This is a genomic window from Priestia sp. 53B2 (genome assembly GCF_056099005.1).
In genome coordinates this window covers 430,062-446,876 of the sequence record NZ_JBLZXA010000020.1, presented here as the reverse complement: position 1 = coordinate 446,876, position 16,815 = coordinate 430,062, and the positions used below count along the sequence as shown (strand labels likewise).

General features: G+C 40.7%; 13 protein-coding genes and 1 pseudogene. 5 read left to right on the top strand and 9 right to left on the bottom strand.

What is annotated here, in order from left to right; all coding sequences use genetic code 11:
• Positions 1 to 244: 244 nt before the first annotated feature.
• The 4 genes from ACN6NE_RS16415 to ACN6NE_RS16400 form a co-directional block, all read right to left on the bottom strand.
• On the bottom strand, positions 245 to 1,582 hold the full coding sequence (locus ACN6NE_RS16415) for an MFS transporter (RefSeq protein WP_129706722.1): 1,338 nt from the start codon (positions 1,580 to 1,582) through the stop codon (positions 245 to 247).
• A gap of 130 nt (positions 1,583 to 1,712) precedes the next feature.
• The gene (locus tag ACN6NE_RS16410) at positions 1,713 to 3,119 is read right to left on the bottom strand and encodes a sodium:solute symporter family protein (protein WP_474325974.1); all 1,407 of its coding nucleotides are present in this window, start codon (positions 3,117 to 3,119) and stop codon (positions 1,713 to 1,715) included.
• A 63-nt stretch (positions 3,120 to 3,182) separates the two neighbouring features.
• On the bottom strand, positions 3,183 to 4,499 hold the full coding sequence (locus ACN6NE_RS16405) for an aspartate aminotransferase family protein (protein ID WP_474325972.1): 1,317 nt from the start codon (positions 4,497 to 4,499) through the stop codon (positions 3,183 to 3,185).
• A 73-nt stretch (positions 4,500 to 4,572) separates the two neighbouring features.
• Positions 4,573 to 5,943: a sigma-54 interaction domain-containing protein gene (locus ACN6NE_RS16400; RefSeq protein WP_236658119.1), complete on the bottom strand. Its 1,371-nt coding sequence runs from the start codon at positions 5,941 to 5,943 to the stop codon at positions 4,573 to 4,575.
• Between the two features lie 188 nt (positions 5,944 to 6,131).
• Here ACN6NE_RS16400 and ACN6NE_RS16395 point away from each other — a divergent pair, with 188 nt between their 5' ends.
• From ACN6NE_RS16395 to ACN6NE_RS16375, 5 genes are all read left to right on the top strand, one after another.
• Positions 6,132 to 6,938, top strand: a complete 807-nt coding sequence (locus ACN6NE_RS16395) for a MurR/RpiR family transcriptional regulator (RefSeq protein ID WP_474325970.1) — start codon at positions 6,132 to 6,134, stop codon at positions 6,936 to 6,938.
• 22 nt (positions 6,939 to 6,960) lie between these two features.
• Positions 6,961 to 7,788 (top strand): GNAT family N-acetyltransferase, encoded by an 828-nt coding sequence (locus ACN6NE_RS16390; protein ID WP_129706714.1) that lies wholly within the window; start codon positions 6,961 to 6,963, stop codon positions 7,786 to 7,788.
• Entirely contained in the window at positions 7,785 to 8,894 is a 1,110-nt protein-coding gene (menC, locus tag ACN6NE_RS16385; protein ID WP_474325968.1) for an o-succinylbenzoate synthase, read from the top strand. The genes ACN6NE_RS16390 and menC overlap by 4 nt, the downstream gene beginning before the upstream one ends.
• 50 nt (positions 8,895 to 8,944) lie before the next feature.
• Complete coding sequence (locus ACN6NE_RS16380; RefSeq protein WP_165351686.1) at positions 8,945 to 9,181, top strand: hypothetical protein; 237 nt, start codon at positions 8,945 to 8,947, stop codon at positions 9,179 to 9,181.
• A 211-nt stretch (positions 9,182 to 9,392) separates the two neighbouring features.
• A complete protein-coding gene (locus ACN6NE_RS16375) occupies positions 9,393 to 10,748 on the top strand; it encodes an arsenic transporter (protein ID WP_047931756.1) in 1,356 nt (451 codons plus the stop codon).
• Positions 10,749 to 11,276: 528 nt separating this feature from the next.
• Here the strand turns inward: ACN6NE_RS16375 and ACN6NE_RS16370 are convergent.
• The 5 genes and pseudogenes from ACN6NE_RS16370 to ACN6NE_RS16350 all read right to left on the bottom strand — a co-directional run bounded on the left by ACN6NE_RS16370 (position 11,277) and on the right by ACN6NE_RS16350 (position 16,718).
• Complete coding sequence (locus ACN6NE_RS16370; protein ID WP_016766443.1) at positions 11,277 to 11,480, bottom strand: IDEAL domain-containing protein; 204 nt, start codon at positions 11,478 to 11,480, stop codon at positions 11,277 to 11,279.
• A 49-nt stretch (positions 11,481 to 11,529) separates the two neighbouring features.
• Positions 11,530 to 11,697 carry a Fur-regulated basic protein FbpA gene (locus ACN6NE_RS16365; RefSeq protein ID WP_013055774.1) on the bottom strand — a complete coding sequence of 56 codons (168 nt, stop codon included), beginning with the start codon at positions 11,695 to 11,697 and terminating at the stop codon, positions 11,530 to 11,532.
• Between the two features lie 404 nt (positions 11,698 to 12,101).
• On the bottom strand, positions 12,102 to 12,944 hold the full coding sequence (locus tag ACN6NE_RS16360) for an aldo/keto reductase (protein WP_082888737.1): 843 nt from the start codon (positions 12,942 to 12,944) through the stop codon (positions 12,102 to 12,104).
• Between the two features lie 130 nt (positions 12,945 to 13,074).
• Positions 13,075 to 13,274 (bottom strand): annotated as a pseudogene (locus ACN6NE_RS16355) (hypothetical protein).
• 129 nt (positions 13,275 to 13,403) lie between these two features.
• A complete protein-coding gene (locus tag ACN6NE_RS16350; RefSeq protein ID WP_474325964.1) occupies positions 13,404 to 16,718 on the bottom strand; it encodes an Ig-like domain-containing protein in 3,315 nt (1,104 codons plus the stop codon).
• Positions 16,719 to 16,815: the final 97 nt, after the last annotated feature.

Genomic DNA, 16,815 nt, shown 5'->3' with positions numbered 1-16,815 from the left:
ACCTAATGTTTCTTACCATTTAAAGACTTATTTTTTAAAAAGTCCCATTATTTGAACAGAATTATTTATGGATAATATAAGCAGCTTCTTTACAGCACAAAAAAAAGACGCCGATACCCGGCGTCCCACATGTAGTAAGTGAAAGAAGAAGAAGAATATGCCTACGATTTCTCAGGCAATTCTATGACCTTATTGTGTCTCTTCCCGTTTTTTTATGAAATAAACATATTTAGCATAAATCCCCTTAACTAGCAGCTCGATTGTGCTTTGCTTCCGTATCGTTTTGAATTTTTAAAGACGTTAATAAAGCCACGATGCTGCCTGCAAAGCCAAATAAAAACAAGTGATGAATGCCTGCCATAAAGCTTCCGCCTGAAGTCAGCAACGCACCCATAATCGTAACGCCGATTGCTGTTCCCATGTTTCTGCAAAACATAAAAAATGACGTTGAAATACCTCTTTCATGTCCTCCTACTAATTGCTGTACACCAATGACTCCAACCGTAGAAAGAAGACCAAACGATAGTCCTTGTACAATCATGACGCAAAACACATAAAAGAAGCCGTGACTTTCGTTTAACATCATCAGAAGTGTTCCCGAGCCAACCAGCAGCACATTTCCAATTAACAACAGCTTTCTGTAGCCGTGTTTTAAAATCCATTTACCCGCCGGCACGGACACAGACATCCATCCGACCGCTGTTCCTAACAGCGCAACTCCGCTCATAAACAGTGACAAATGCGCTACTCGCTGTAAAAATAACGGAATGTAGCTTGACGTTCCGAATAAAGCTACCGTCCCAATAAACGCATTGATATTAATCCATGACAGCGTTTTGTTTTGGAACATGGACAGCGGTACAATCGGAGAAGTATGTTTTCGTTCATGGAGATAAAAAATCACTAATAAAATAAGTCCCGCTACTGTATACACAATTCGGTTCTGTTCCACTACCGTCACAAGCAGCAGTGACGTAACGCCCGCTCCAAACAAAATGGCACCGATGTAATCGACTTTTGCTCTTTTCGGCTCATAGCTTTCTTGATATGGCATTAACGTCAGAAATGAAACAATACATACGGGTAAATTAATAAAGAAAATCCATCTCCACGTTAAATAATCCACAAAAAAAGCGCCTAAAAGCGGTGCTAATACAGCTGATAATCCCCACATCGTAGTAAACAGCGCCTGAATTTTCCCTCGTTTCTCCACTGGAAATAAGTCTCCGGCAATAATAGCGGGAAACGCCACCATAAACCCGGCTCCTATTCCTTGAACCGCACGGAAAAGAACAAGCTGAATCATCGTATTTGCCACGCCGCAAAGCATCGAACCAATTAAAAAAGCAATAATTCCAAACCCAAATACTTTTTTGCGGCCAAATAGATCCGATAACCTCCCTGCTACTGGAGATAAAATCGTGCTTGCAATCATGTACGAAGCAAACGACCATGCGTACAAATCAAATCTTCCAAGCTCTTTTGCAATAACGGGCATCGTCGTATTCATAATCGTTGAATCAAGCGAAGCCACTAGCATTGCCAGTACAATACTAACCATTACAGACGTTCTGCTTTTCATTTAACAATCTCCTTATCCCTATAATCTGAGCGTCTAGTGTACTCCTCTCTGCCGTTTGTTGTCTATACTTATGCATACAAAATGCTAAAAAGCTTCTCACTTTACTATGAGAAGCTTTTTAGCTGCTTATTCACATATCTTCTTGGACCTTTTCTTGATCAGACAGTTCTTTGTTTCGAGCCATCACCGCAAATCCAGCCATTACAATGATGCTGCTTGAAATTCCGTATAGGATTGGCGTAGTAGAAGAAAGTCCTTCAATCAATAGACCTCCAAGTACTACTAGCGTACTAACAACAATCGCTGAAACTCCTGCTTTTGGATGAATGTCTTTCCAGAATAGGGACACAACAAACGGAACAAAAATCGCTCCTGATAAAATGGCATACGCAACGTCTAGCGCAACAAGCACGTCTTGAATCCAAAGAGCAAAAATAATAGCAAGCACGCCAACAATAAGCGTATTTACGCGCGTTAAAATTAAATAATTTTTCTCTGAAATATTTTTAAGCCACACTTTTTTAATAATATCATTACTAATCAGCGTAGAAGACGCAAGCAGCGTTCCTGAAGCAGTTGACATCAGCGCCGAACAAACGCCTGCCAGTACGAGACCTAATAACCCTTGAGGCAGGATTTGAACTGCAAGCGTCGCAAATATGCTTTGACTGCTTTCTGCGTTTGGCAGCAGCAAATATGCACACATTCCAATTACACTTCCGGCAATCGCGTAGGCAATGCTGTACACGCCTGCAAAAATGGAGCCGTTTCGGGCAATTTTTTCTGTTCGCGCTGTAAATACCCGCTGCCAAATATCTTGAGAAACTGCCATACCAAGCGTATACAAGAGGAAATACTGAAAGATTTGATCGTATCCAATGGAGGAAAAATCAAAATAAGATGATGGTAAATCTCCGGCAAGGGCTTTGAAACCTCCTGCTTCTGATACACTCATTGGAAGCATAAATCCAAAAATCGCCACCGTCATCACAACAAATTGAATAATATCAGTAACCGTTACGCTCCACATTCCGCCTAGAATCGTATAGAACAGAACAATCGAACCGCCAATTAACATCGAGGCAGTCATGTTCCATCCAAGCAACGCATGAATGATCGTTCCCATTCCAATCACTTGAGTGACTGATACCATGAGTGTATAAATAGCGGCAACAACCGCGCTGATAATTTGCGCTTGAGCGTTATATCTTTTTCCTAGCAGTTCACTGATAGTTGTCACTTTCAACGACGAAATCCGCTTAATGAAAATCGTGCCAAGTGTAATGATTCCAAGTCCAATCATCGTCACAAACCAAATGCCAGACAGCCCGTGATCATAGCCAAGCTGAGCCGTTCCAATCGTCGACGCTCCGCCTAAAATAACGGCTGATAAACACCCTAAATACATGAACATCCCTAAGTTTCGTCCGGCTAAAATAAAATCTTCTGATGACTTTGCTTTTAACGAGCCAATAATACCAGCTACAACCAATACGCCAAAATAGACAAACATAACCGTCATATCCAGTCCGTTCATAACAGATTCCTCCTTATTATGGGTCAATCTATCTTTCATTGAAACAAAGAGCTTCCTAAAGCTTTAGATCACGTGAAGACTTGTGATTTCTGTTAATGCTTCGTCTAATACGCAAAGCCCGGCATCAATTTCTTCTTTTGTGATCGTTAAAGGAGGAATCATTCGAATCACTTCTCCGCTATTTCCGCAAAGGTAAAACAGCACCCCTTTTTCCAAACATTTGTCTAAAATCTCAAGAAGAAGATTTCCGTCACCTTGCTTTGTTTTTGGATTAATAATTTCAATTCCAATCATTAGCCCTACTGAACGAATGCTTCCGATAACTTCATGCTTTGCTTTCAAATGCTGAAGCTGATCCGCTGCATATTTCCCCATTGCTTTTGAGTTTTCAATCAGCTTTTCTTCTTTTAATACGTCCAACGTCGCAAGCGCTGCTGAACAAGCGATGGGGTTGCCGCCAAAAGTGGTTCCGTGGGTACCAATCGGCCACTTTTCCATGAGCTGTTTGGAAGCTACGGTAGCACTTAACGGAAGTCCTGATGCTATGCCTTTTGCGATGGCCATAATGTCAGGCGTCACGTCAAACGTTTGAGCTGCAAACCACTCGCCGGTGCGTCCGAACCCTGTTTGCACTTCGTCAAAAATAAGCAGAATGCCGTGTCTGTCACACACTTCTCTTATTTTTTGCAGCCAGGCTTTCGGAGGGATGACGTAGCCGCCTTCTCCCAGAACCGGCTCTACAATCATGCACGCTACTTCTTCAGGCGTTACTTGATGCTTAAACAAGGTATCAAAATCTCTTTCCAGCTTTTCTACGCAGTAGATTTCCGGATCTTCTCCTTTTGGACACTGAGTAACGTCTGCATAAGGCACTTGATACGTTAAGCCCGATGGCTGAAGAAATTTCCGATATTTACTTTTTGATGTCGTCACACTAAGCGCTCCGAGAGAACGACCGTGAAAGCAGCCCATAAACGAAACCGTATAAGGTCTTTGCGTAACGTACTTTGCCAGTTTTAACGCTCCTTCAATTGCTTCGGTTCCGCTGTTGGCAAAGAAAAAGCAGTCCAAGCCTCTTGGCAATACTGTTTTTAATTCTTCCGCAAGCTGTAAAATAGATTCGTACATAATCACACCTGACGGGCCGTGCATGAGGTAATCAACGCTATCTTTAATGGCTTGTACAACTTTAGGGTGACGATGACCTGTATTCGCTGTTGCAATACCTGACGTGAAATCTAAATACGTTTTTCCGTCCGCTCCGTAGTAGTAGCAGCCTTCTGCTTTTACCACGGGTAAATTAGGGTGATCTTTCGCCATGCTTGGTGCTAGTAAATCTGGTAGACTGTTCATTAACTGTGTAAGTGATGCCTGCGTCATCTGACTTCCTCCTCGCAATCTATCAAGTAATGTGTTTGTACTTGTTTTACATGCAAAGAGCGTGCCAAAGACGTTAAAAAACGGAATGTTTTTTTAATTTTCTAACAACTGAAGGCTGACTGATTCCAAGTGCTTCACCTATTTCTGTTGTCGTTTTATACTGTTTTTTTGCTTTTACTAATATCTCTTTTTCCAGCTCGTTTAACGCGTCATTAAGCTTCATTTCCCCATGTTCTTCAACGTGCTGAATCCGTTTTTTTCTATGCAGAGAATGCGGCAAATGCTCCATTGTAATCAGCGTTTGCGAAGACACAACCACGGCGTGTTCAATCACATTAATTAACTCTCGTACGTTTCCTTTCCACTCATGTGCAAGCAATGCGTGAATAACCGCATTATCAAACGTTCTTTTTCGGTTGTATTTCTTTTCAAACTGCTCGGCAAAATGTGTGAGCAGCGGAAAAATATCTTCAGGGCGCTCGTTCAAAGATGGAATGGTAATCGGTACGACGCTTAAACGAAAGTATAAATCTTCTCGAAATTCTTTTTCAGCAACGGCTTTTTCTAAATCTTTGTTCGTCGCTGCAATTAAGCGAAAGTCCACGGTTTTAGGCTTTCTTCCGCCAACGGAATAAAACTGTTTTTCTTGAATGAGCTTTAAGATTTTTACTTGATGCGCCGGTGACAGTTCTCCCACTTCATCTAAAAAAAGCGTACCGCCATCTGCCAATTCGACCAGTCCCACTTTTCCGTTTTTAGATGCACCGGTAAAAGCTCCCGCTTCATAGCCAAACAGTTCAGCCTCAAATAAATGATCGGGAATCGCCCCGCAGTTCACTTCAATAAACGGCCCTTTGCTTCTTGTACTTTTGTTATGTATCAGCTTGGCTAAGTGCGTTTTTCCTACTCCTGACTGTCCTAAGAGTAAAATATTTACGTCTACATTGGAAACGTGAACAGCCGTACGAAGAACGTGCTGCATCTTTTCGCTGTTGCATACAATTCCTTCTGTTGATAGATTTTGGTTCCGCAGCAGCATAAGCTCGCTCTTTACGCGCTGCATTTCACCTTCCATCGCATCAAGATATGTTTTCATTTCCATAAGCTCCGTCACATCATGAGAATAGCTGACGATTCTTTTAATCTCTCCTTTTTCATCTTTGACAGGGATGCCCGTAACGAGCACCTGCTTGCCTTGTTTAGTTGTTTGTACAAGCGTAATTTTCTTCTTTGTTTCAAGCACAATTGGCGTGACGATTGGCGTAAACAACCCTTGTTTTTCAAGTTCATAAACAGACTTTCCCAGCAGTTTTTCAGCTTTTACATCGTAAATGTTTCCCGTTCCTTCATGTATTCGGACAATGATGCCTTTTTCATCCGTGACAAGCAAATCATCTTTTAATGAATGAAGGATCCACTGATTTTCATTCCATTCTGAATTCATGTATGCTCCCCGCTTTCTATTCATCTTTGAATAAAATACAATTCGTTTTTGAATAACGGCATTTATTTTTGAATAATCAATTTATTATATCACGAGGACTTCTTTTTATTTTGAAACAGCAATTGAAATGAAGTTAAAAATGCATTAATATATTTTTATGAAGTTATAACTTCTTTTCAGGAGGCTATATGAATCAATCATTTCAAGAATTAATTAAACATAAATTCCCTGACCTTTCTCGGGGTCAAAAAAAAGTGGCGGAGTTTCTCGTTAATTTTACGGAAAAAAGCTCGCTGTACACGGCCGGGCAGATTGGCAAAGAAGCAGGTGTCAGTGAAACAACCGTTATTCGTCTAGCCTACGCACTTGGGTTAAATGGTTTTTCAGATTTGCAGGAGCTAATGCGAAAAGAATGGCTTTCTTCTGCCGAATCAAAAGAATCAGCTAGCAAGCCTGCAGCTGTTTCTGCAGCAGAAGAAAAGATAATCTTCGATGAATGGCTTTCCCACGTTGACGAAAAGGAAGTATCTCAAGCTGTAGATGCGCTTATCAAAAGTGATCAAGTGTATATTGCGGGGTTCCGTGAATCTCATACGGCAGCCTACTGGCTGTATTATAAAATGAATCAGCTTCGCAATCATGTTCTTTTATCTTTTCCAACAGGATTTTTGCTTGAAACGCTATGCAATCTCACGAGCGCATCCACGGTTGTTGTATTTTCACTGCCGCGCTATACAAAAGAAGCGCTTGAAGCAGCTCAGCAGGCTAAAAAACAAGGAGCGAAAGTAATTGCTATTACAGACCGCCGTCTGTCTCCGGTAGGTCAAATCGCTGATATCACGCTTTTAGCCGGAACAACCGAACATATTTTATCGCTTCTTGCCCTATCTCAAATTGTAATTAGCAGCATGCAAAAAAGAGATGAAAAAACGGCTGGAAAAAGACAAGCACACTTGGAAAAGCTCTATGCCGAGCAAGGCATCTTTTTAGAATAGATAATAGAAAGGAAGTAAACAAATGACTGAAGCCTTAACGATTCGTTCACTTACAACAACCACTGAACTAGAAGACGTACGTGCATTAGAAAGCCGGGTCTGGGGAGAAGAAGAAGCAACGCCCGTTCATCAAACCTTAACCGCTGTTAAAAACGGAGGTCTTGTGCTCGGTGCGTTTTTAGATGAAAAGCTGATTGGCTTTCAATATAGTTTTCCAGGGTTTGACGGAACGTGCGTCTACTTATGTTCTCATATATTAGCAGTTGACCCTGCCTATCGCAGCATGGGTATTGGTGCCAAGCTTAAGCATGCGCAGCGGCAAGAAAGTAAAAAAAAGGGCTATTCATATATCAGCTGGACGTACGATCCGTTAGAAAGCGCCAACGGTTATTTAAATATTGGAAAGCTTGGAGCCGTTTGTTCTACATATATTGAAAACTGCTACGGAGACATGAATGATCCGTTAAATGCCGACTTGCCTTCTGATCGATTCGTTGTAGAATGGGCATCCGCAGAAGATACAAAACGAGCTCAGCCTCTTTATACGCCAGATCAAATAATGGACGCATCGCTCATTCAATGGACGTTAACGAATAAAGGGTTTCCTTCTATTACAGATATTGATGAAAAATGGTTGGATCATGACGTCGTGTCTGTAGCTATTCCTTCTGCTTTTCAGCAAATGAAAGAAGTCTCTCCTTCTCTGGCATTGGACTGGCGTATGCGAACAAGACGCGTATTTCAAACATGTTTTGCAAAAGGATTTGAAGTAACAAACTTCATGAAGTATCCAAAAAGCAGCGCACCCGTTCATTTTTATATTTTAACGAAAAAAGAGGTGGAAAAATGAACATAAAACACGTCATTTTACAGCATTTAAAAATGGATTTACTTCACCCTTTTACCACAAGCCTTGGAAAAGAAGTGGATCGAGACTTTATTTTAGTAGAAATTCAAGACGAAGATGGACGCTCCGGCTGGGCTGAATCCGTAGCGTGCGCGGATCCTTTTTATAAAGAAGAAACGCTCAAAACAAACTGGCACATTATGGAGGATTTTTTAATTCCCTTGCTTCAACAGAAAGAAATTCAGCATCCTGACGAAGTATCTCAACGCTTTGCACATATTCGAGGCAATTACATGGCAAAAGCGGCGTTAGAAGGCGCTGTTTGGGATTTGTATGCGCGCAGGCAAAACCTCTCTCTATCTAAAGCGCTAGGAGGCAGTAAAAGTCAAATTGAAGTTGGTCTCAGCGTTGGCATTCAGCCTACGATTGACGAAACGCTTCGCAAAATTGAAGCCGGCTTGAATGAAGGATATAAGCGGATCAAAATTAAAATTAAGCCGAGCTGGGATCTTAACTTGACGCGCGCGGTTCGAAACGAGTTTCCTTCTATTCCGCTGATGGTTGATGCGAACTCTGCTTATACGCTTGCAGATGCTGACCACCTTGCTCAGCTTGATGAGTTTGATTTAATGATGATTGAACAGCCGTTGGCTCATGATGATTTAATTGATCACGCTGAACTGCAGGCCCGCATGCGCACGCCCATTTGCTTAGATGAAAGCATTCATTCAGCTGAAGACGTTCGAAAAGCTATTAAACTTGGAAGCACACAAATTATTAACATTAAAATTGGACGAGTAGGCGGACTGACAGAAGCCAAAAAAATTCATGACCTTTGTCAAACTCACGGTGTGCCCGTATGGTGCGGCGGCATGCTGGAATCAGGTATCGGACGAGCACATAATATTGCCATTACCACACTTGCCAATTTTACGCTTCCCGGAGATACAGCTGCATCCTCTAAATACTGGCCGCGTGATATCGTTCATCCGGAAATCACGGTCGACAACGGTATTATTTCCGTTCCTGATACACTAGGCATCGGCTATGAACCTGATCACGATCAGATACAAGCTCTAACTTTACACGAAAAAATCTATACTTGCTAACTTTAAACAGGCTGGAACAAAAGTATGTTAGTTAAAGGAAGATCCGAACGATGAATGGTTCGGATTTTTTTATTGATATGGTAAGCGTAGGTTTCTTGTATGCAACTGCTTCTAGCTGTGGATTGGAGGGCAAGAGAAAGACTCCTGCAGGACAAGTGGAAGGGATGAGACCCCGCAGAAACGCAAGCGACGAGGAAGCTCACCGCTCACCCGCGGAAAGCAAAGTCTGGCATGGAAATCAACAGCGTTTTAAAAAGCAATGTCGACTAACTCCTTTATCCAATTGATTTCTCTTTAGATTGGATGGGTTTAGTTATGTCCCAGCCTCTTTTTCATAGGCTCCTCTCCCGAGATGATACGTGCCTTGGCAAGATAAACAAACATATTAGCAAAAATGGTCTTATGCACAATCCTTCTAGTAATAAATGAATATAAATAGAGTGTAAGGGACATGCAAGGGTATATTCATTACAAATTTTAGAAGAAAGGAGCATACTGATGAATATTGAAATTGGAATTGCCATTTTCGTGTTTACAATGACAATGCTCGTCATTTTTTGGAGGCCAAACGGCATCAACGAAGCATGGCCGGCATCCATAGGAGCAGCCATTATCCTGCTTACAGGGATTGTATCCAAATCAGACATTGTTGATATTTTTGGAAAGATAAGCGGCGCTTCTATCACCATTATTGCCACCATTGTCATGGCCGTCATATTAGAAAGTTTCGGATTCTTCCACTGGGCAGCTGCACGACTAGTGAGTTTATCCAAAGGCTCAGGGTACCGATTATATTGGTACATTCAACTGCTCTGCTTTTTAATGACTTTACTATTTAATAATGACGGCAGTATTTTAATTACCACTCCAATTTTAATTCTACTTTTGAAAAACCTTCAGCTAAAACCCCACCAGCAGATCCCCTACCTTTTAAGTGGAGCGCTTATTGCTACTGCTTCCAGCGCGCCTATAGGTGTAAGTAATATTGTGAATTTGATTGCCTTAAAAATTGTTCATATGTCGCTTTATATGCACACGGCGATGATGTTTGTACCGGCGACACTTGGTTTATTATTTATGTCTTGGCTCATGTATACGGTCGTAAAACGCCATTTGCCAAAAAAACTGCCGCATGCTTCAAAAGATATAGAAGAGAGTTTCTTTACGAAACAGTTTCACCCCTTAAAAGGAAGCATTTCTGTTGAAACAAAACGTAAACGCACACAATTTATGCTGAAAGTTTTATTATTTGTGTTTGTTATGCGCTGTCTCCTATTTGTCGCCTCTTATTTCGGCATACCGATCGAATTGGTTGCTGTACTGGGCTCACTGATCTTACTTATTTGGAGATGGTATCACTTACGTACAAACCCGATTGATATTTTAAAGAAAACGCCGTGGCACATTTTCGTTTTTGCATTTTCAATGTACGTTATTATTTACGGATTGCATAACGTAGGATTGACAGAGCTACTTGTAAAAATTTGCGAACCGATTGTGAATCGAGGGCTTTTTGAAGCAAGCTTTATCATGGGAGGACTTGTTTCTATTCTCTCTAACTTGTTTAACAATCACCCTGCTTTAATGGTCGGAACCATTACCTTGACTGAAATGGGACTCGATCCTATTACTCTTAAAACCATTTACCTTGCTAATATTATTGGAAGTGATATGGGCTCGCTTTTATTGCCGATTGGAACACTGGCTTCTCTTATTTGGATGCATATTTTAAAAGAAAATCATATCAAGGTAAAATGGAAAGATTATTTAAAAGTATCACTTATCGTTATCCCGCTTACCACCATCGTTACGCTTTTTCTCCTATTCTACTGGGTTCAGCTCATTTTTTCTTAATACTGATTTACAGGACGGATTGTACTCTTTTGAAGCTTACAGTCCGTCAGAAATAAACGAATGTCCTCTATAAAAACTCACTATATTTTTCTATTGTTTTTTTATAGATACACAGTTACCTAATAAAAACATTTTTTTACATTCACTAATTATTTAGAACAATTTAAAAAGAAAATCAATAAATATATTGAATCGAATTTCATTCATGTGATAAGATATGGTTATATTGTTACTTTAACAATACATAGAGCGAATGAATTAGAAAATATGCAGTTGCATAGAACTTTCTAAACCCCACACGCAACATTTAGAGAGTGACATTCATTTTCTCAGTAACACCCATACCTTTCTGAAAAGAGTGAGTACATTAGACTTGCTCTTTTTGTCTGTTTACTAGCAAGGTACACTTCTTGTGTAAGGCCTTGTTCTGCAATGAGACAACAAAAAAACAGGTAACTAAGCATGCCGCTTCTTACCTGTTTTTATATGCTAAAATGATAAAATCAAATTCTATCGCGCGAATGCTCTTTACGAAATTGATTTTAATTCTTCAATTAATTGAAAAAATTTCTCTTTGTTTCTTTCTTCTAATGTTTGATCGACTTCACGTAAAATTTGATCTCTTCTAAAATCTCGGATAGCCTTATTTAATACCATTTTAGCAAATATAGAATCGAGGATATCCATACGGATGGGCTGCGAGTCTGTCGGGTGCTTTTCGATATAAATCAACTCCTATCCTTTCCTCTATTATAACAAATTCTAGCAATGTATCAAAATTTCATCGGGATATGCGCTGTTGTGAAATAGCTTCGTATTCTGTTTCTAGCTCTTGAAGCGTAAGCTCATATAGCTGCTTGTTTCCTTTTTTATAAACCCCTGCATCCAGCAATAAATCAATCATTGATGTTTTTTTACATTGTATGTGAGAGTAAGCTTGTTTTGTCATCGTTACACCGCCTATTTTACACTTAAAAATGAAATGATTTCTCTATCTTTCACGACCTTTCTTTATCATACGGCCCGTCCTTTAGCTTACTGTGAAGAAAACGTTAAATTTATGTAATAATGCATAAAAAGAGGCCGGGACATAACTAAATGAATCCAACCTACAGACGGACAAATGAGATACATGAGCTGAACCGCTTATGACACCGCCGTTGATTTCCGTGCAAGGCTTCGCTTTCCGCGGGAGTCTTCGCCTTGCCCTTCAATCAACTGCTAGAAGGGATGAAACAGATGAGGCTGTATTCACCATAACAAAAAAAACGAACCACTCATCAAACTAGTTGATCAATGGTTCGTTTTTCACTTGGGCTAAAATACTTTTCTCCCAGCCTCTTAGTTCTTCTATTAAAAATCAAAGTTGTCCGGATCTGGACCTACTCGGTGATTTTGGTTTAATTCATTAATTTTACTTACATCTTCAGCATCCAATTCAAAATCAAATAACGATGAATTTTCAACAATACGATGTTCTTTTGTCGATTTTGGAATCGTTACAACTCCGTTTTGCAGATCCCATCGCAGAATAATTTGAGCAACTGATTTACCGTGTTTTTCAGCAATTCCTTTTAACACATCGTTATCTAGCAATTCTCCTTGCATAAGCGGAGACCATGCTTCTAGCTGAATATCGTGCTTTTGACAAAAAGCATGCAGCTCTTTTTGCGTCAAACGAGGATGATACTCCACTTGGTTAATAACAGGCTTAACATCTCCATCTTTCATTAAGTCTTCTAAATGATGAATTTGAAAATTACTTACACCCACAGCTCTTACTTTTTCTTCTTTATAAAGCGTTTCTAATGCTTTCCACGCTGCTTTATACTTACCTTCTACCGGCCAGTGAATTAAGTATAGATCTAAATATTCTAAGCCAAGCTTTTGTAAGCTTGTTTCGTAAGCAGCCAGCGTCTCTTCATAGCCTAGATCCGCGTTCCAAACTTTTGATGTAACAAAAATGTCTTCGCGTGAAAGACCTGCTTCTTTCAGGCCTTGGCGAATTCCTTCTCCTACACCTTCTTCATTTCCATAAATAGCTGCCGTATCAATGCTGCGATAGCCTTTGACAATAGCTGTTTTCACTGCATTCACTAATTCAGGCCCTTCTTCTACTTTAAATACACCTAGTCCAAGCCAAGGCATTTTGACTCCGTTGTGAAGTGTTACTGTATCTTGCAAATGATTACTCATTATAAAAAACCCCCTGCTAATTTCTTTACATTTGTTATTATGAAACAGAAAAAAAGAAAAAGATAGAACCCACTTTAAAGTAAGTTAGGCACTTCAAAGTTCTAAGGTAACTTTTTAGTAACCTTCTATTTTACTTAAAAACCGCTGAAAGAGATTGAGACATAACGAAATAAATCCAATCCAGCGACGAACAACCCGGATCAATAATCTGGAATGCTTTTTCCGCCGCGGTTGATTTCCGTGCAAGGCTTCGCTTTCCGCGGGCGGCCGATGAGCCTCCTCGTCGCTTGCGCTTTTCCCGCAGGAGTCTTCGCCTTGCCCTCCAATCAACCGTCAGAAGCACTTACCTACATGACGCCTACGCTCACCATGCTCATAAAAAAACACGAACTATCCATCAGTTTTCGATAGATAGTTCGTGTTTAACTTTAACTAAAATACTTTTGTCCCAGCCTCTTTCTATTTAACACTTACGTTCGTTGCTGAACTTGTATTACCAGCGGCATCTTTTGCCGTCACAGCCAGCTTTACGCCTGGTTTTTGTTTTGGGATAGTTACTTTAAATTGTCCTTTGCCATCTGCTTTGCCCGATGCGATCAGCTTTGTACCGCTTTTAATCGTAATCACGGCATTTGCTTCTGTTTTTCCGGAGATAGAGGTGGACAAAGACGTAACGGCATTCACTGCCGGAGGTGCCGGCGGCGTTGTGTCTTGTACTTTTACAATTTTATATGGACTGTATCCTACTTTATTTTGCAGCACGGCCGTCACTTCTGTTCCTGCTTTTTGAGCAGGAATTTTTACGCTGAACTTGCCGTTTCCATCAATTTTTCCACTCGCAATAATCTTTCCGCCTACTTTAATATAAATAGACGCATTTTTTTCTCCTGTTCCCGTTACCGCTGTACTTTTTTCAGTAAGCGTATTAACGGTTGGAAGCGCTGGTTTTATCAGCGCGGCACTAACTGTTACAAACGTGTTGGAGCTGTAGTTATTAGCTGCATCTTTTGCAATAACAGCTAATTTTGTAGCAGCAGGCTGCTTTGGAATGGTGATGCTGAACGTTCCATCCGATTTTGCATTTCCTTTGCCAATTACTTTTTTGTCAATTTTCACATGCACTTCTGCGCCCGCTTCTGTGCTTCCCGTTACTACTGTATCTTGATTGCTTACACCGTTTACTTTTGGTGTAACGGGCGCTGTTTTATCCTGCACAGTTACAGTTACAACTGGACTTACGCCCGCTGTGTTTCCAGCCGTTACAGACAGTTTGCTTCCTGCTTTTTGTTTTGCAATCGAGATGCTGTATGTTCCTTTGGCATCCGCTTTACCAGCTGCAAGCTGAAGACTTCCGTTTTTAATGATAACCGTTGCATTTGCTTCTGCTGTACCCGTAACGGCTGTACTTCGATCACTCACTTCATTAACTGTCGGTTTTACCGGAGCTTTTTGCTTTGCTGTAACGATTACAGTCGATGCAGAGCTGTTATTTCCTGCTGCATCTTTTGCTTGTACGCTTAGCTTTGTATTCGCTTTTTGCAGAGAAATGGCAACAGAAAACGCTCCATTTGCACCTGCTTTAGCCGTTCCCACAGTTGTTGTTCCCACTTTTACAGTAACCGTCGCATTTGCTTCTGCTGTACCTGTAACTTTTATATCTTGATCATTTACTGCGTTTACTTTTGGCGCAGCTGGTGCCGTTTTATCCTGTACGGTTACCGCAGTGGCTGAACTTGTTCCACCTGCATTTTGAGCTGTTACAGACAGCGTGCTTCCTGCTTTTTGTTTCGCAATTGAGATGCTGTAATTTCCTTTGGCATCTGCATTGCCTGCTGCAAGCTGAAGACTTCCGTTTTTAACGATGACCGTCGCATTTGCTTCAGCCGTTCCTTTAAGCATTGTGTCTTGATCATTTACTGCATTTACTTTTGGTGCAAGCGGTGCTTTTAACGTAGATTTAACCGCAAAAGAAGGAGCTTGACTTTCGTTTCCTGCTTTATCTTTTGCACTTACCGCTATTGTTGTTCCACCTATTTGTACTGGAATTGAAACAGTAAATGTACCGTTACCATCTGCTACTGCAGAGAACGTTGCATCGCCCGCTTTTACCGTCACGGCGGCATTTGCTTCTGTTACGCCTGTTACGGTCGTATCTTGGTCACTTACTTCATTTACAATTGGAACAGAAGGGGGCGTTTGATCCGTTACGGTCACTACTGTGGCCGTGCTTTCATTTTCAGCTGCATCTTTAGACGTTATAGACACTTTTGTATCTGCTGGCTGCTTGGCAATCGTAATTGCAAATTTTCCGCTTTCGTCAGCAAGACCCGTTCCAATTACTTCATTTTCCACTTTTGCAATAACAGAAGCATTTGGTTCTGTTACGCCTGTAAGCGATGTTTGGCTGTCTCCTAGTGCATTAACTGAAGGTGCATCAGGCGCAACCGTATCTTTCGGCGCTTCTTGCTCCTGCTCTTTTCGCGGATATTTTGTTGTATAAAAACTTAAAAGAGTAGTGGTTGGATAATAAAAATCTAAAATTTCACGATAGTCTTTTCCTAGGCTTGCCATTTTTTGAGCACCGTATTGACTCATTCCAACACCGTGTCCATTTCCTTTACCATTAAAGGTTGTGGATGTACTTGTTTCATTTGTTTCCGTTACAAGCAGGCTAAGCATCGCACGGCTGTTTAACATCGATTTTAGCTTCGCCGATGTTAAATCCGTTAATTCCAAATGATGAACCACTAGTTTTTGCGAACTGTCTACATCTCCTTTAACGAGGTAGTCCACTGTAATTGCACCTTTAGTCACACGCCCTCCTGATGAAGGAGCATAAAAACTCACCTTTGGAATAGACGTAATTTTAATCGTTTTACCAGGATGCTTATTGGCTACTAACCATGACTTCAAATTATCTGTAACAGTTTTATCTTTTTCAGAAACCGTATTCCACCAAGCGCTATAGTTAGCTAAATCTTTTCCTGTTAAATCAATTTGCGTTTTTTGAATAGCTAACGTCCACGGCGTCTGCTTGTCGTATGGATCTTCTTTCACCGGGAAATAAGAAAGCTGTGTTCCTCCCCAGGCATTGCTGTTTGATTCGGTTCTTCCCCCGTTGCTTGATGAGAAAACGGCGTTGATTAATTTATTGTTGTACGTTACTACTTGTCCGAATGTCTCATCTACTGCTTTGTTTGTGCTGTCATACCACGTATAGCCACCATACACTTGATAGCTTACCGTGTCATTGATTACTTTTCCTGCATAGCTCATTGCGTATGTTCTCGCTGCTACTGCCTGAGTTTTTAAAGCTTGCAGATTCCAAGATGTATAGACTTCATTTGGCACAACGCCTTTTAAATAGTCTTCAATCGGCAGCGTATTAACAGGTCTGACGTACGTTCCTTTTTCATTTGTAAACGCAACGTCCCCTAAGTACTGTCTGCCGTTAATAGATATGGGATTTTTATAAAGAGACGGTGTAATTTCAAAGCTTGTAAAATCACCTAAGACAGTGCTTCCTTGTTTTAGAGTGACACCTTGAGTTGTTGCCGTTACCGTATACTCTGTATTTGCCTTTAAGACCAAATCCGAGTTTTTAATAGTGTATAAATAAGACGGCTTAATTGTAATTGCATGCTGATCTCCTAAATAGTTTACTAATTTTACAGACACAACTGGTTCTACCGTTTCAGCTTTCACGCTAGCAAGCGGCGTGAATTGAAACAGCAGTACGCTTAGTACTAAAGCTAATGCCGTTAACTTTCTCATCTTGTTCCCCCATTTTCATGTACTGTCTAACGCATTTTAATATCACTCGTTATATCGACACGGTTTTATAAAAATTAAAGCATTTTACCCAGTTTTC

Coding starts and splice junctions, on each gene's coding strand:
- ACN6NE_RS16415 (WP_129706722.1), bottom strand. CDS start 1,582: ATGAAAAGCAGAACGTCTGTAATGGTTAGTATTGTACTGGCAATGCTA.
- ACN6NE_RS16410 (WP_474325974.1), bottom strand. CDS start 3,119: ATGAACGGACTGGATATGACGGTTATGTTTGTCTATTTTGGCGTATTG.
- ACN6NE_RS16380 (WP_165351686.1), top strand. CDS start 8,945: ATGAATGGTTCGGATTTTTTTATTGATATGGTAAGCGTAGGTTTCTTG.
- menC (WP_474325968.1), top strand. CDS start 7,785: ATGAACATAAAACACGTCATTTTACAGCATTTAAAAATGGATTTACTT.
- ACN6NE_RS16405 (WP_474325972.1), bottom strand. CDS start 4,499: ATGACGCAGGCATCACTTACACAGTTAATGAACAGTCTACCAGATTTA.
- ACN6NE_RS16400 (WP_236658119.1), bottom strand. CDS start 5,943: ATGAATTCAGAATGGAATGAAAATCAGTGGATCCTTCATTCATTAAAA.
- ACN6NE_RS16390 (WP_129706714.1), top strand. CDS start 6,961: ATGACTGAAGCCTTAACGATTCGTTCACTTACAACAACCACTGAACTA.
- ACN6NE_RS16350 (WP_474325964.1), bottom strand. CDS start 16,718: ATGAGAAAGTTAACGGCATTAGCTTTAGTACTAAGCGTACTGCTGTTT.
- ACN6NE_RS16375 (WP_047931756.1), top strand. CDS start 9,393: ATGAATATTGAAATTGGAATTGCCATTTTCGTGTTTACAATGACAATG.
- ACN6NE_RS16365 (WP_013055774.1), bottom strand. CDS start 11,697: ATGACAAAACAAGCTTACTCTCACATACAATGTAAAAAAACATCAATG.
- ACN6NE_RS16395 (WP_474325970.1), top strand. CDS start 6,132: ATGAATCAATCATTTCAAGAATTAATTAAACATAAATTCCCTGACCTT.
- ACN6NE_RS16360 (WP_082888737.1), bottom strand. CDS start 12,944: ATGAGTAATCATTTGCAAGATACAGTAACACTTCACAACGGAGTCAAA.